Raw genomic sequence first — 13489 nt, 5'->3', positions numbered from 1 at the left:
TCGTCGTTTCAGAAAAGGGAAATATTGCCCCGGTCGGCATTCAGGGTCATTTCGCAGAACCGATGCGTATAGATTTCTTGCGCGCCCTTTTGCAGAACGATGGGAATATTCGCCTCCTCGCGCACAACGGTGACAAGATGTGCGGTGGCACCACCCTGCTCGGCAATGACAGCCCCTCCGCGCCGGGCCGTTTCGCGCACAAGGTCCAGCCACTTAACTGACAGGCTGGGCAAAATGAGAACCGGGACGTCCGGAAGCTTGTCAGTGGGAGACGCTTTCATAGGGTGCCACGCCACGCCGCGGACCTCGCCGCTTCCGTTGATAATGTTGCATTTGTAGTTCAGCATCTCATACTGGATTTCGTCCGCTTTCTCGTAAGCGGCGCTATTGATATGTTCGGCCGACTCAGGAAGTTCACGGTTGTCGAGTGCCCACACGTCATTGGGGTCAAGTCCAGCACCAATAATCCAGTCGGTGTGGGAAGGATCGTCATTCTGGCACTTCATACCCATAGGAGAAACGATATCCCACTGTGGAGCAAGATGCCGATATCGGTACTTCAATGCCCAAACGACAAACGGTGCACGCGGCACCCGGAGAATATCGTTCGGGACATGCCCGCCCGGAATCACCAGTTCAATCCAATCGTCTCCGGCTTGCGCAATGATTTCTTTTCGCAGCCTGGCGACAACACGCTCCCAACGCTGTTCTGGCGTGTACTGGGCGTCCCAGTTCCGGCAGAATTGGAACCACGCAGTTTGTTTGGTTCTGCCAATTCCGACAACATCTTGCTTACTCAACGCGTGCGGCGCATAAACACACCACGCGCGAGCCGATGGCGCATCTGGCATCTTCTTGCACAGACCGATCTCGTCGTCGCCCAGCAACACAGTGTAGTTCCCGCTCAGGCGAACGCAGCGCAGGCTTGGGTCCACAGATGACGTGACAGGTTTCATGGTTCGGGCTCCAGAAATGACTTTGTGAGAGTGAACACTCAAGAAATACTTGTCAACATTATTATGGGTGCTATCAAAATCAGCGACGGATTGCTTGAGGTGTGACAGAAGAGGCTTCCAGAGATCGCCGTTGCTTGACCGTATGGATGTGATACTCCACGTCTGGAGAGACATTGAGTTGGCTCTCTCGGATGACCGCTTCGAGGCGGTCTACAGTACTATCCGTTAGTTTGATGATCGCTTCGTGTGGTTGTGTGACCAAAAACTCTTCTTTGTATTTGAAAGTGTTCTCCAGGTTCAGGTTTTCATTCGTTTGGATGCGAACTGCTGCGATACGCTTATCGTCTACCCCTATCCCTCCGTCCTTCATGGTAACAAGCCCACGGTACGAGTTGTCAGGATAAAACAAAAGATCAAGGGCTTCTTCAAGTCGTCCAACCAAGTTTGGACATAGACTGACGCCTTTTTTACGGAGCGTTAGCAAAATAGCGCGGGCGTTGTCTTTCAGAAGAGGGGCTCTCATTTTCCTTTGCAGAGGCACCTTTGTGAAGCCTAAGTCTCGCAACCGTGCTTCGAGATCTTTATCTGTGTGAGCTCCTAGATCCACTAACACCAAGCCGTCCTTTTCAATGGCATAGAAACTATGGTGAAGACCTCTAAGTGTTTCCCATGAAGAAAGTTTTGCCACTGCAACATTCTCGGTCAGTTTTATCGGAGGAACCGATATCCCAAACCTGTTTTGAATATCTTGCTGTAGTTCCATCAACAATGTGTTAGTTAAATTGCATTTCAACAATGTCGCACATAGGCGTCCATCGATATATGCTATCGGCCCCAGTAGAACTGGTCGGTCTCCAAGCTTTTTACTTTTTGCAGTCTCTAGTTTTCTCCTTGTTTCGTCATTGGAATGAGCCTTGCTGACGCACAGGACATAATGCGTATCTTGTAGAGCTTGCTGAATAAAGGTGTCGGTGACACTCAAGTCAATCAATCGCGGAAATGAAGCATTGCCTGTTGTGACAGATTCCTTACCCCCCATTTCCTGAAAGAATTTATCCCGGTAGCCCGACCGCCCTGTGATTTCGTCCATTCTGTCGCCCATTGTTCCCAAGAATGACTTGGCTAATTTGCGCAGCAGTAAATAGTGGCTCGCTGGATTGAGATATCCAGAATTCCCTGAAATTGCGATAGCGTCAAAATTAGCCCCCGGCTTCTTCAGGTTTACGTGGTTTATCGCGGCAGCAACTATTAGATTCGGGATATTGTCCAAATCCACTAGTAGGTGTTCAATGCCAATACGGCCAGAGGTCTTGCTTGTACGCCCCCCATTTTTCTGAAACGGATGATATGGACTTGGCATGTGATATCCCTTCAAATTTTCATTACAGTTATCGTCTTTCTAAATACGAAGAAGAGTCAATGTTAAAAATAAAAATATGATTTACCTCAGTATCATGAAATAAAACCTTCTTGGCACTCTCTGCCACTTCTTGGCACTCTCTGCTACCTCCTGCCATTATCTGCCATTATCTGCCTCCTTCGGCCGTTGATTTACTGTGGATGGTTTTAGTTTGGACGACATGTATTTCGTGTAAAGGTGTGTTTATTTAGCAACACACAAATGGCAGTATGAGGCGACCCATGTCATGTCTATCCAGTCCTGTCGTCCTGCCCGACCAACCATTTTACCGCAACCGTCACACTCAACGACTTCCGGAACATCCTCGTCCCCGGAATCAAATAGCCGCCCGTTTTCGAATGGGTCATTTGCGGTTTCAAAGTCATCGCAGGCGTCTTCCAGCTTTATCAATAGGACGCGCTCCCGTTCGTTTAGGTGGCGTCCTAACCGTAGTAGTCTTTTCCTGGTTTCCAGTTGTCGGGTTCGCGCTAGATTACGGCCGATTATGTGAAGCTCACGCATGACACACCCCAACGCCTTCAACAACATCTCACCATGCGATAGTCGACTTTGGAAGTTTGGGCATTGCGCATTGGAGGTTTCTGTTGACCGCAGCCGCCCGCCTGGCGCGTCTATTGCCTTCGGATGCGCATAGGCGTGCCTGAAGGCCCATTTCTCAGACCAAAGATCGTGTTCTGGACTATTGGGTGGCCACGGGTTGTTGGATAGAGCGAAGCCTTGGCAATGGGCCGTTATACCATCTCGTGGTGCCAATTTATGTTCTGACATGCTTTGTACCAGTGATGAGGGGACGCAAGGAAAAGTCCAACTTGAGCTTTACTGTTATGATACAATAGTCTTTCTCACATTGCATAATTCAACTGCGCGGCCGCCGTCAAAGCGCAGCTTGTTCGACTTGAAGTAATGAAGTCCTGCAATGATTCGACAGTTTCCCTTACGTTCTCCTAATTGGAAGGGTAGGATTTTCACTGATGACTAGGCTAAAAGTTCTGAGGGACTAGGCTATTAGATAGTATTTGAGGCATTCAGTCTCCAGTGTACAGAACAACCCCAATCTTCGGCGAATCTTTCTGTCACATGCTGATGCACACCGATACCAAAGAATACCAAGGACAATTACATGATAGAATTCCTTGTGATATGGTATCTGGCATGCAAAATTAAGAAAGATATTTTACCCATATGAGGTTGCAATGGATATTGAGCAAGCGATCAGAGAGCGCGATGAGGCCGTATCGAAATGCGCAGCGATGGAAGATTTGAAATTGCGAGCTGTTGACAAATTCAAAGGCTGGTTCGACACCCGCAAAAAACTTCAGGATGAACTAGACCCGGTCGTGCAGTCGCGTGTGACGAACTATCTGGATACCTGTCGGACGCAAGGCATGACGCCAGATGACGTAGACTTGGTAAAAGAAGTTGTCCAGAATATGTGCCGCCTTGGTGTGTTTGCAGGCGTATTCACTCAGGCCTTGCGTGGGGACGGCAAGGAGCAACCCCTCCCCGTCAGCGTGGAGCGAATTTCAAAAATTCGATTGGCAGACATTTTGGATAATTCATCTGGAAACAATGCCGCTCGCTCCTCCCATGGGAAGGCATGAGACATGGGCATTCAGGAAATCATCAAAGAACGAGACGAAGCGCTGGCAAAGTGCGCTGAGTTCGAACTGCTTAAGATTGATGCCGAGAAAGGATTGGAGTCTTGGTTCGATACCGGTAGAATCTCTCACGAAAGCATCGACCCTATCGTTATGGCCTATGTTGCTGGCTATCTGCGACGATGCGTGAGCGGAGGAATGGAACCTGAAGAGTCCAACATGGTTCAGGCGGTAATCAATGAAATGTGCATGTCTCAAGCGTTCTCATCTATTTTCAAAGGTTATCTGTCTGACAACGGACCAGCATCAAGCTGCCATGCTGGGAGGGGGTAGTCCCCTCCCGTTCTTCACAGTTGGGGAATCACCACGAAAGAAGTGTACCCGATATCTAGTGTTTCAAGTCGAGGGTATTCAAACAGGTGGGTCATTGTTACCAGATCGTCTTCCGTTCCGTAATAGTCCTTTGGCCCACGAGCATAAAGTGAGCCGTCCGTTTTGAGCGCCAGTATGCCGCCAGCATATCCGAAAATCTCTGCCCAGTCTGTAGAGCTGGAGATTTCCGTCCATTCGGAGTAGTTAACTTTGGCACTGGCGTCCCATCCGCGAACCCATAAAGTTCCGTCAGTGCGGATACCGTACATAATCCGGCGGCGCGGCACCGTCGCAATCTTTTCCCATCGTTCCGGTTGCCCTAAATTGGTCCATGTGGGCAATGCCTCGTAAGTATACTCTGGACCGCGCGATGAGTCTCCTCCAGCATAGACACCACCATACGCATACAGCTGTCCGAAGTTGTCGAGCGCGAACACAGTAGAATATGTGCTGGCAACCTGTTTAAAGTCATGGCCAACGCGATAGTCGGGCTGAAGTTCAACCCACTGGTTTTCGCCAGAGGCCGTATCGGTCGCGTAGACATCTGATATCCCCCAGACCATGAGTGTTCCGTCATCTTTTATTCCGAGGGCCAGAGACGAATAGGCTTTTACGCTAACAATTCCGTTAGAGTTGCGAATTTCAGTCCAGGGCCAAATGACTTCGGCAGTATCCGGGTGCGGAAGCTCCGTTTTTCCCATTACCCACGTAGAACCGTCTGACTTTACACCGATAACGCTGGAAAATTGCGCTACGACGTCAATCCAGTCGTTTTCCTGGCTGACTTTAACCCATTTTGTTGAATCGGCATGCCCGTTAAGGCCCATTGTGCTGCCGACGCCCCAAATCGTCCCGTCCTCCTTGAGGCCGTATGTGTTGTAGGCGTTGTTGGTAGCCTTAACAAAATCGGGTTGCGATGGGTCAATTTCAACAAGGTCATGGGTTTTGGAAACCCCTCCTAAATGAGGCCCGGTCCCTTCCCTGCCAAATCCATAGATTACGCCGCCAAAGCCCGATGTTGAGACTGCAAGCTGTGTTGACCCGAAAAGTCCTCCTGAAGCAATGGTTTCAAGATCAACTTGGTAGAAGCCCTTTGCTTGAGCGACTGTCCTGACACCAAGATTACATGCCGAGCCGGAGGTAAGCACGTCGCCGCATGGGGCAACTGATGAAGGACAGCGCTCAAAGACTTTGGCATCTTCCCCTGAGAAGGCCGTGACGAGAGATGTCACTTCACCTGACCCGGTAGCCTCAATTCGTACATTCTCGCATTCACCAGGAGATTGGCCGTCAGTAATTTCGGACAGAGTCAGGGATGGAGGGACGAGGAGCCTAAGCGGTGGAGTATCGTCATCGGCAGTGATCTCGGCATCAATTACGTGGCGGTATTTATAGACTTCTGCCAAGGCTGGCATAGAGACAAGGCAGCCGAACAATATTGTCACCGGTATGACCTGACGGATCACCATTTTTTCTGAACCTTCTTCTGAAGAAATACGCCACGGACAGCAATACTCTAGGGCCCGATGGAGCCAAATTCTGAGCAGGAGAATAGCACAGTAATATTACAAAATCAGCAAACAGACGAAGAAATCTGGAAGGATTTTTTGGGCCGCGAAGAAATATTTTCTTCGAGACACGGTAGATTTCCTTCCCTGCAAGGCAACAAAAGGACATGGATCAAACAAAGAGGAAAGAGCAGTCGTCCAATTTTTTCTGAGGGTTATACACGGGGGGTCGGTGCACCGGCCGGTTGGTGAAGTGCGGCATGGACGAACCGCGTTACATCAGCCTGAACGTCAGGAACCAAAACAGATAGTGACTTCTCAAGACGCATAGCCATCTCCGGCTTCCCATGCTCCCAAAGCAGAGCGCAGCCCGAAATCAGTCTATCAATGGCACGCTGCAATTCATGCCGCAGGCGGGCGTTCTCGATCTGGCTAAACATCTCAGGCTCTTGCGTGGCCTTCCGAGGCTGGAAATCTGGTAGCCTATCCAGGCATGTCTTGATGGAGGCCTCACGTTGAGCGTCAGATGCGTCGACAGGATGACCAACAGCCTTCTCGCTGAGTGCAGCAATCGCAGAACCGGCTTTTTCCTGAAAATGACTATCTAGCACAGAGGATTTAACAGCCAGCGACAAGCTGGGCCCCATAGCACCGCAAGTCCACAGTTCGGCGACTATTTGGACGGCCTCGTTCGCGATAATTTCCAGTTGCTCGATGAGGCTACTAAGTTCGCGATCATCTAGCTTGCGGATTTTATCTGTGACCGAGAGTTCCTGATCCGGCATACTTGCCTCCTTTCAAGTGCTCAAGAGCTAAAATCTCTTCCCAGGGCTTGGTGGCACCTGAAGATGGGAGAGCTCATTTCGGATGTTCCGTTGCGCGATGCTCTCAATCCGGTTCCTGAAGTGCCTTGAAAGGAAAATGCTCTCTCGGTCGAGCATGCCTTCAAGGAATGACTGCCTTCCACGATTGAATTCTTCCTCACTGAAAACGGTCAGGTACTCCTGGCGAATATTGTTTGCATACCTTTGATACTCGTCCGGGGGGCTTCCTAGAACAGAATTGTCGATATCAAGGAATAGCGCGCAATCCTGCGTAAAGCTCTCATCCTCAATCGGCGGGATTTTGTGGTCTGCTGTAGCCAAGATCAGCAAATACGCTCTTTGTGTCACTTCCCGGTCGTACGGGGAAGCGCTCATCATCAAGTTCGCACTGTTCTTCTCGTTGAGTGGCGACTTGGCCCCGACATCGTAGATGGCATCATGAAAAATCAGCGCCAGCTCAAAGGCTTCCTTGTTGGCAACAATATCCTCGATGGTCAGAAAAACCCGCTGGCAATGCACGATATGTGCGACACCATGATGCGACCGGTGTGGCTCTTCATATCGGGGTCTTAAGTCACGGAATAGATTCTGTGCTCGGTCGGACAACAGTTTCTCTAACATGGTCGATGCCTTACTTGTCAGATGGCTTCTGGCGAAAATAAGCGACCGGACTGCAAATGACCACCGTTGTCTGGCCTGGGTTATCTTGCCGGACGCGAAATGTCGCCGCTCGGCTCGTCAAACAGGTGAGCCGGAATGAGCAACTGAACAGGAATGCGATAATGTGGGAGCCTTCCCTGGGAAGCACCTTCAACACTGTATTTTCCGCTTTTATCAATCACGGCTTTGTTGATGTAGCTGGTATCAGAGAAAACCCCTGACCTTTCAAGCGCGCCGTCGTCATCGACAATGACCGTCATTACGCCTCTTCGCGACAGGTTTTCGCTCAGGCTCTTAACCCGCACAAGCTCATCAAACTGCCAACCTGACAAGTCGCTGAAGATTACACGGGTTTTGCGTGCAGCGTTGATCTCCGGGTCAATCGAAATCGCTCGAACGAACAGATCCGTGCAGTCTTCAATGCCGTCTTTGCTGTCAGAGATGTGAAAAATGGACAGATTGTGCTCAAGGTCGGCGGCCGTGCAGCGCATTCTCGGACGAACGTCATATCTGTGCAGATGGCTTCCAACCCAGTCGCTAAGAAGTCGTACCCGGGTGGACATAGCCGTCTCGTCGCCGGTAACCCACAGCACCTGACCGAACTCGTCATGGACATGCTTGCCTGCCATGGTCGCAATGTACCTGAACAATTCATGAGCTGCGGCGGCATCAGATGTCATCATGAGCGTGTGCTTTGCAAACCTTAATGGGTCAGACCTTCGTTTTGAAGGATCGGTCAGAAAATCGAACATAGCTTGCAACCCTTTTGAAATCAAGAAACCGCGAACCCAAAGGAACATTCGAAGATTGGCTTTCAGTGTGGTGAGTGCCTGATCGCAATCGGATGGCCCGACCAATAGGAAACTTTCGAGCTTTACTCTCGTAGCAATGGCTCGTGCAAAATGTGATATGTCGGGGCCGACCTCGTCTGCCCGACCCCCCTCAAAGCTGGTCGAAATTGCTTCGGACAAGACGCTATCAAGATTGTTCAGATAAGAACTGACATCAATGACACTCATGCCAGTAGCATTCTGTTGCGCCACGTACTCGGTAAACGGAGCCCAGGGAGCTTCCTGCGTCATTGTGTGCCGTCCTAATCGACTAATCGAGCTGGATGCCGAAACTTTTGAAGTCCTCAACTGAGCGGATGTCACCACTGCCCGGTAAGGGGATGACAACACGGCCATTGGTGCTTGCCCAAGTGTTTGCAGGCGGAATATTGGGAATGCCATACCGGTCTTTGGCCGCGGCCTTCATATCCTCGTCTGTCAGGCGCTGGCTTTCGCGAGGTTTGACTGTCGCGCGCGCGCTGATCGGCTGCTCATACAGCTGTTTCTGTTTCAGCCTTTCAGCAAACTGTGATGGGAGACCTTCCAGCATCTGCGGTGTCACCTCTTCGCCTGCGTCTGCCGTCTGGCGGATTTCCTTAAGCCTTAGCAGCAGTTTTTCAGCGCCTTCGACATCAAGTGAAAGCGGTGGCATCGATGCGACATCGGACGGGTCATTCATAGGTTCGTCTTGCTGTGACATCGGACCGGGAAGGGCTTCGGAAGTCGGCTGACTGGTAATGGATGGTTGGGGTGTGGCCGGAGCCTCAAGGAGCGGTCCTGGAGGCGGAGTCCAGGCATTATCGATCGTGTACGGCTTACTCTTCGGTTCACTCGGCCGGTGTACGCGCGGCACACTCGGATCGCTCAAATCAGGATATGGCACGTTAGCTTTTGGCCTGAAGAACCCACCCGGCGTCGATGACATCGGCTTTGAAGGATTTTCCGACATTTCCGGTGCCACGGTGGGCGGAGTAAATGAGCCTACCTTTGGGTCAAAAGACGGCGGCATTGGTGGGAAAAGCTTGTCATCGGTAGCCATGTGGGGGAAGTGTGTCGGGGCATATTCTTGGTACCCATTGTCGCGCGGACTGTCATCAATCGAAAATAGAGCCAGCGCTCCAAGAAACAGGGAAAACGCTGCCACGCCCAGCGCACCGGATTTGACAACCGAAAGGATGGATTGGAGGTTCGTATGACCTGTGACGCTGGAGGACAGATAGTCTCCAAATTCCGAGAGCTTCGAGCACAGTTCGGCATCGTCCTTTTTGTCGACCGTCATCAATTCGGTGACATTGCCATGGAAGTCAACAAACTCCAGTGTCGAATTTTTCAGATCTCTTTCAACGCGCAAACGGTACGGACCTGCCGAAGTCACGACATTCAGCCCACGTTGTCCAATCACGATACCGATAATCGCATCAGGCTTTACCATCCGCCAAAACGAAATAATATCCGCGATTTTGCATGCGTCTTGTGCTTCGGCTTTTTGCTGACTCATTGAGATTCCCCGCTTGAGCATAAAGAACTGTTATGCTTCTTATTGACGGTTTATCCTTATTAGTCAAGGAAAAGAGCGCCGAGTTTTCTTTACAACCAGTAAAGTTCTTCAGGCGCTCTTTCGAAAGCGTTTGCCAAGTAAAACAGGCATCAAGGCTCTATAAAGTCGATCACTTTCCGATTGTATTCCTCGATATCGACGATGTTGTGGATTTTCAGATAATCGACAAGCCCACTCATTGCATGTTCGACATGTGCTTCCGCGATTTTGCCGCCGGATACGCGTTCTGCAAAGAAATGTGCAATGATGCCCGCCCCTTCAATATGAAATGCGCGACGGCCTACATTATTCAATGCGTACCAAAGTGACCGGTCGATCCGCTTGAGCCAGCGGAACATGGATGGAGCCAACACCCCGGCCTTCCCGCCACCCCACTCTTCCATGGGGCCGCCCCAGCCATAGATTGCCACGACAGCGGTGGTGATGTAGGCATGTTTTGCGGCTTTGCTATTGATGGCGTTCGTAATGACCGCATCGGTCATATAGGGCTCAATGAGTTTCGCAGCCATTTTGTTGGCTTCTTCGAGTGCTCTTTTTGGGTCACCATAAATTACAGACAGCTGGTCTCGGACAAAGTTATTCTGCGCATGTCGTTTCAGATTGAGTGCCGCCATGATGCACATTGCCTGGACATGGACTGGTGTGGTCTCGAGGCTCCCCCAATACTCTCCGAGCTGGCGCTCAAATGCCGCCTCGACAGCATCCTCATCCAGACCTTCGCGCCTTGAAAGGGTTATATTGTTGGCCTCTAACCATTGCACTGGTTTCATCTGCGGATTTTGCATCGGGTCGTCGACATTTGGGTCGAAGTTGATGCCCGTTTGCAGGACTTTCCACTGCTTCGCCTGATAGTGCATAAAGCTAGGGCCACCGGTACGGCGCCACTCTTTTCGGCTCTTCAGTAGAATGCCCTTCGTGAAGGTTACGGTTGTCAGGCAGAGCAGGATGAAGCGCAGGATTTTACTGGTGACTGGAATGCCGACAAAGCGCCACATCTTTTCATGGGATTCACCTGTTAGTGTGAATTCACGTCGAAAATTGTCACCCTTCATCCTAAAGGCACAGACGAAGCTAAACAGCCCGATTACCCCTGCCAGAAAATACTGACTGGTTTTACTGACAATCTTGTCGACAGAAGTGAGGTATTCCCAAGTCACGGTGTTTGGGTCATAGATGCCAACAAGGTAGCCCTCCATGTCTTGCAGAACCTGCTGGCGGGCGGGTGACAGCAACCCAAGCAGGTCAAGCAGCTTGTACTGTACCCAATCCATACCAAAGAAGGTGTAAACGAAGACCGGCCGGGCCTGCATCCATAACACCCAGCAACCTGCCGCGATGACCGCGGCACCCACAATGTAGGTAATTTCGTCAGTAGGCTTGCCAGAATCACTTCCGTTCGCCATTGCTATTCCCCCTTCTTCAGGCCGAGCATATCAAGAAAATTCTCTGCATATTTCTTCTGGTATTTTCGCTTAATCGCGGGCGTATGGCTGTTGTAGAAGCCAATCGCCTCGATATAATCCCCGTTCGCCTCGTCCAGATACTGGCGGAAGATCCAAGTGCCAACGTGGATATTATAGCATCCCCAGTCTTTCAGGGCTGTTCGAGCTTCATCCTTGTTGCCGTTAAAGTGCAGATCGGCAATCACCGGCACCCATACTTTATCATTGACCTGCATAGGGCCGAGGTCATGAGAAAAGACCTTGCCGTCCTTGCCCTTGTTGGGCGTCGCCATCCCTACGGAGCCGCCTTCGGTTTTAAGGAATCCAAGAACAATCAAGGGCGGCACGCCCTGCAAGTCAGCGGCATCCCGGATGCATTGCTCGGAAACGGTCATCAGATCCAGCACTCAAGTCTCCTTTACATTATCTGTCTTAAGCGCGTTCGGGGCGTCTCCGCTGCCAGCTGCTCGGGAGCGGCTGAGGTCTCGCTTTTCTCCCGCGCCGGATCTGAAGTATTCGAAGTCGCTTCGGCTACCTGCGAGGTAGGCAATGAGTTTTCCATCTCATCTGCGGAGTTTTCCTTTATTGATTCTCCCCCAGTTTCCTCTTTTGAACAAGCTACTTCGCTTTTCGTTTTCACAGGAAGCCCGGCAGGCGCCTGCCGGGACTTTGTGCCCTTCTTCGGCTTGGGGGGCTTCGGGTGGCGCATCATTTGCGTCGCGGTGGCAAGCGGGACAGGATATAGAATGTCGACTTCAAGCTCACCAAGTGCCACTCGCGGCAGTTCCCCGGTATCAACCATAGCCCGCAATCCTGCGCGCAGCATGCGCCGGAAAATATCCTGAGGACGTCCCCGCTCACGAAGAGCCTCCCAGACAGCATAAATCTGGTCATCCTCTTCAACACCTGGCTTTAGGTATATTTCGATAGAGCGGGAACGCGACATTCTATTTTCCTTGGTGCCTTCTGGATTAAGCGAACAGGCGAGCGTATTTGAACATGCCGCGCGCGTTCGAGAACTCCGGATCTTCGGCCATGTGACCATTGCGGAAATGTTCGGCAATGGTCTTGAACAGAGCTGACCCGCCGCCAACGAACAGAACCTTGTTCAAACTTGCGGCCGAGCCAAGACGTCGCTCCACCTCCCTGGCGATTTTGCCTTCCTGCTCCAGGACCACGCCTTTTACAAGGTCTGTCACGTCGTGGTCGTCGCCCCAGAGATTAATTTTGCCGGTGCGAACCGCAGCGTCGATCGTGTTCGTCGGAAGTCGGTCATGGAAATCGAACCTATTGCCAATCGCTCGGTTGACGGCGCTGTAAACATCAAGCACGCCGATATTGGCCGTGCCACTCATGCTGTTGTCCAGGCTTTCACCATTCACAATGACGGCGACGTCTGTTGTGCGACCGCCAATATCAACGACGGCGAACTTGCCGGTAGGGTCGGCTCGCTCTTCCAGATCATCCCCGGTGATGTAATCAACGAAGGCCGCAACAGCCTGGCAATTGACTGTAATCGACTTTAGGGATGCAACCGGACGCTCTGTCGGATTTGTCGAGGACACACCTTTCCCAAGGTTCGCGCGTTTCGCCTCGATGCGAGCGTTATTCTTCTCACTATCGATGAAATAGTCATCGACCGGCAGTCCTGTGACAAGGTCAACGTCCAGGCCGCCGTAACCGGCGCTGATAAGAGCGTGGGTGACCAGCACGCGGTTCATCGTTGAAACGTGGAACGTGTCAAACTGGGTGTTTTCTGCCTCGATTTCCTCTGAGGCCGTGAATTTCTCACCTTCTTCCGTGGTATAGCTCCCGACGTCACCACGTCCTGATAGCGCGGTCAATCCGTGCCGCCCGGGCCGAACAGACGAACGCATCTTCAGGGTGATCATTTTGCCATCCGGCCCCTCACCATAGAGTTTCGTCTGTGCATATCCGTCGTCAATGGCGACCAGAAGTGGTTTTGTCTGCGGAGCGGTGGTTGATGAAACCTGCTCGCTCGTTTTGGCTTTACTCATCGAGGTTTTCTCCTTCACTGACGAGAGTTCCATTTGCTTTCGTAATCAATACGACCGCGTTTTGAGTTCGTGTTTGCCGGACGAAGACGTCCGACCAAAGTGCTGCGGATTAGTCGCAAGGCGGATGCGACGTCCATTTCCAATCGCTTCTCGATGAAATAGAGGACAATGGTGATAATGATTGTCGGGACAACGGTGTACCAACGGAAGTGCACAAGAGTTGGTAGAATAAGGGCAAGAATGCGCGCATCCACGATGAAGAACTTCGGGGTTAGATACGTGTTCCGCCAGTTAATCATATTC

The 13489-nt window shown here is 51.3% G+C and carries 14 protein-coding genes; 2 read left to right on the top strand and 12 right to left on the bottom strand.

Going from position 1 to position 13489, the window contains the following annotated elements:
- Positions 1–8: 8 nt before the first annotated feature.
- Positions 9–956 carry a hypothetical protein gene (locus TH5_RS00695; protein ID WP_114120086.1) on the bottom strand — a complete coding sequence of 316 codons (948 nt, stop codon included), beginning with the start codon at positions 954–956 and terminating at the stop codon, positions 9–11.
- A 79-nt stretch (positions 957–1035) separates the two neighbouring features.
- Positions 1036–2316, bottom strand: a complete 1281-nt coding sequence (locus tag TH5_RS00690; protein ID WP_114120085.1) for a hypothetical protein — start codon at positions 2314–2316, stop codon at positions 1036–1038.
- A gap of 1253 nt (positions 2317–3569) precedes the next feature.
- Between TH5_RS00690 and TH5_RS00680 the strand changes: the two genes are divergently transcribed.
- The gene (locus TH5_RS00680; protein WP_114120083.1) at positions 3570–3977 is read left to right on the top strand and encodes a hypothetical protein; all 408 of its coding nucleotides are present in this window, start codon (positions 3570–3572) and stop codon (positions 3975–3977) included.
- 3 nt (positions 3978–3980) lie between these two features.
- Positions 3981–4307 (top strand): hypothetical protein, encoded by a 327-nt coding sequence (locus TH5_RS00675; protein ID WP_114120082.1) that lies wholly within the window; start codon positions 3981–3983, stop codon positions 4305–4307.
- Positions 4308–4321: 14 nt separating this feature from the next.
- Here the strand turns inward: TH5_RS00675 and TH5_RS00670 are convergent, their stop codons facing one another.
- From TH5_RS00670 to icmT, 10 genes are all read right to left on the bottom strand, one after another.
- Positions 4322–5815 carry an RCC1 domain-containing protein gene (locus TH5_RS00670; RefSeq protein ID WP_114120081.1) on the bottom strand — a complete coding sequence of 498 codons (1494 nt, stop codon included), beginning with the start codon at positions 5813–5815 and terminating at the stop codon, positions 4322–4324.
- A 254-nt stretch (positions 5816–6069) separates the two neighbouring features.
- Complete coding sequence (locus tag TH5_RS00665; RefSeq protein WP_114120080.1) at positions 6070–6639, bottom strand: hypothetical protein; 570 nt, start codon at positions 6637–6639, stop codon at positions 6070–6072.
- A 27-nt stretch (positions 6640–6666) separates the two neighbouring features.
- Positions 6667–7299 (bottom strand): HD domain-containing protein, encoded by a 633-nt coding sequence (locus TH5_RS00660; RefSeq protein WP_114120079.1) that lies wholly within the window; start codon positions 7297–7299, stop codon positions 6667–6669.
- Positions 7300–7379: 80 nt separating this feature from the next.
- Entirely contained in the window at positions 7380–8420 is a 1041-nt protein-coding gene (locus TH5_RS00655) for a hypothetical protein (RefSeq protein WP_114120078.1), read from the bottom strand.
- Between the two features lie 19 nt (positions 8421–8439).
- Positions 8440–9666, bottom strand: coding sequence for a hypothetical protein (locus TH5_RS00650; RefSeq protein ID WP_114120077.1), 1227 nt, complete (start codon positions 9664–9666; stop codon positions 8440–8442).
- A gap of 149 nt (positions 9667–9815) precedes the next feature.
- The gene (locus TH5_RS00645) at positions 9816–11129 is read right to left on the bottom strand and encodes a secretion/conjugation apparatus DotM-related subunit (RefSeq protein WP_114120076.1); all 1314 of its coding nucleotides are present in this window, start codon (positions 11127–11129) and stop codon (positions 9816–9818) included.
- Between the two features lie 2 nt (positions 11130–11131).
- The gene (locus TH5_RS00640; protein WP_097052598.1) at positions 11132–11575 is read right to left on the bottom strand and encodes a lytic transglycosylase domain-containing protein; all 444 of its coding nucleotides are present in this window, start codon (positions 11573–11575) and stop codon (positions 11132–11134) included.
- 11 nt (positions 11576–11586) lie between these two features.
- Positions 11587–12114: a hypothetical protein gene (locus TH5_RS00635; protein ID WP_114120074.1), complete on the bottom strand. Its 528-nt coding sequence runs from the start codon at positions 12112–12114 to the stop codon at positions 11587–11589.
- Positions 12115–12139: 25 nt separating this feature from the next.
- Positions 12140–13186, bottom strand: a complete 1047-nt coding sequence (gene parM / locus TH5_RS00630; protein WP_114120514.1) for a ParM/StbA family protein — start codon at positions 13184–13186, stop codon at positions 12140–12142.
- Positions 13187–13200: 14 nt separating this feature from the next.
- Positions 13201–13485, bottom strand: coding sequence for an IcmT/TraK family protein (gene icmT / locus TH5_RS00625; protein WP_097052595.1), 285 nt, complete (start codon positions 13483–13485; stop codon positions 13201–13203).
- Between the last annotated feature and the right edge of the window lie 4 nt (positions 13486–13489).

Origin of the sequence: Thalassospira xianhensis MCCC 1A02616 (genome assembly GCF_003326475.1) — a bacterium.
GTDB classification, from domain to species: domain Bacteria; phylum Pseudomonadota; class Alphaproteobacteria; order Rhodospirillales; family Thalassospiraceae; genus Thalassospira; species Thalassospira xianhensis.
The sequence above is the reverse complement of the archived record's forward strand: the minus strand, read 5'-3'. Positions and strand labels throughout refer to the sequence as shown.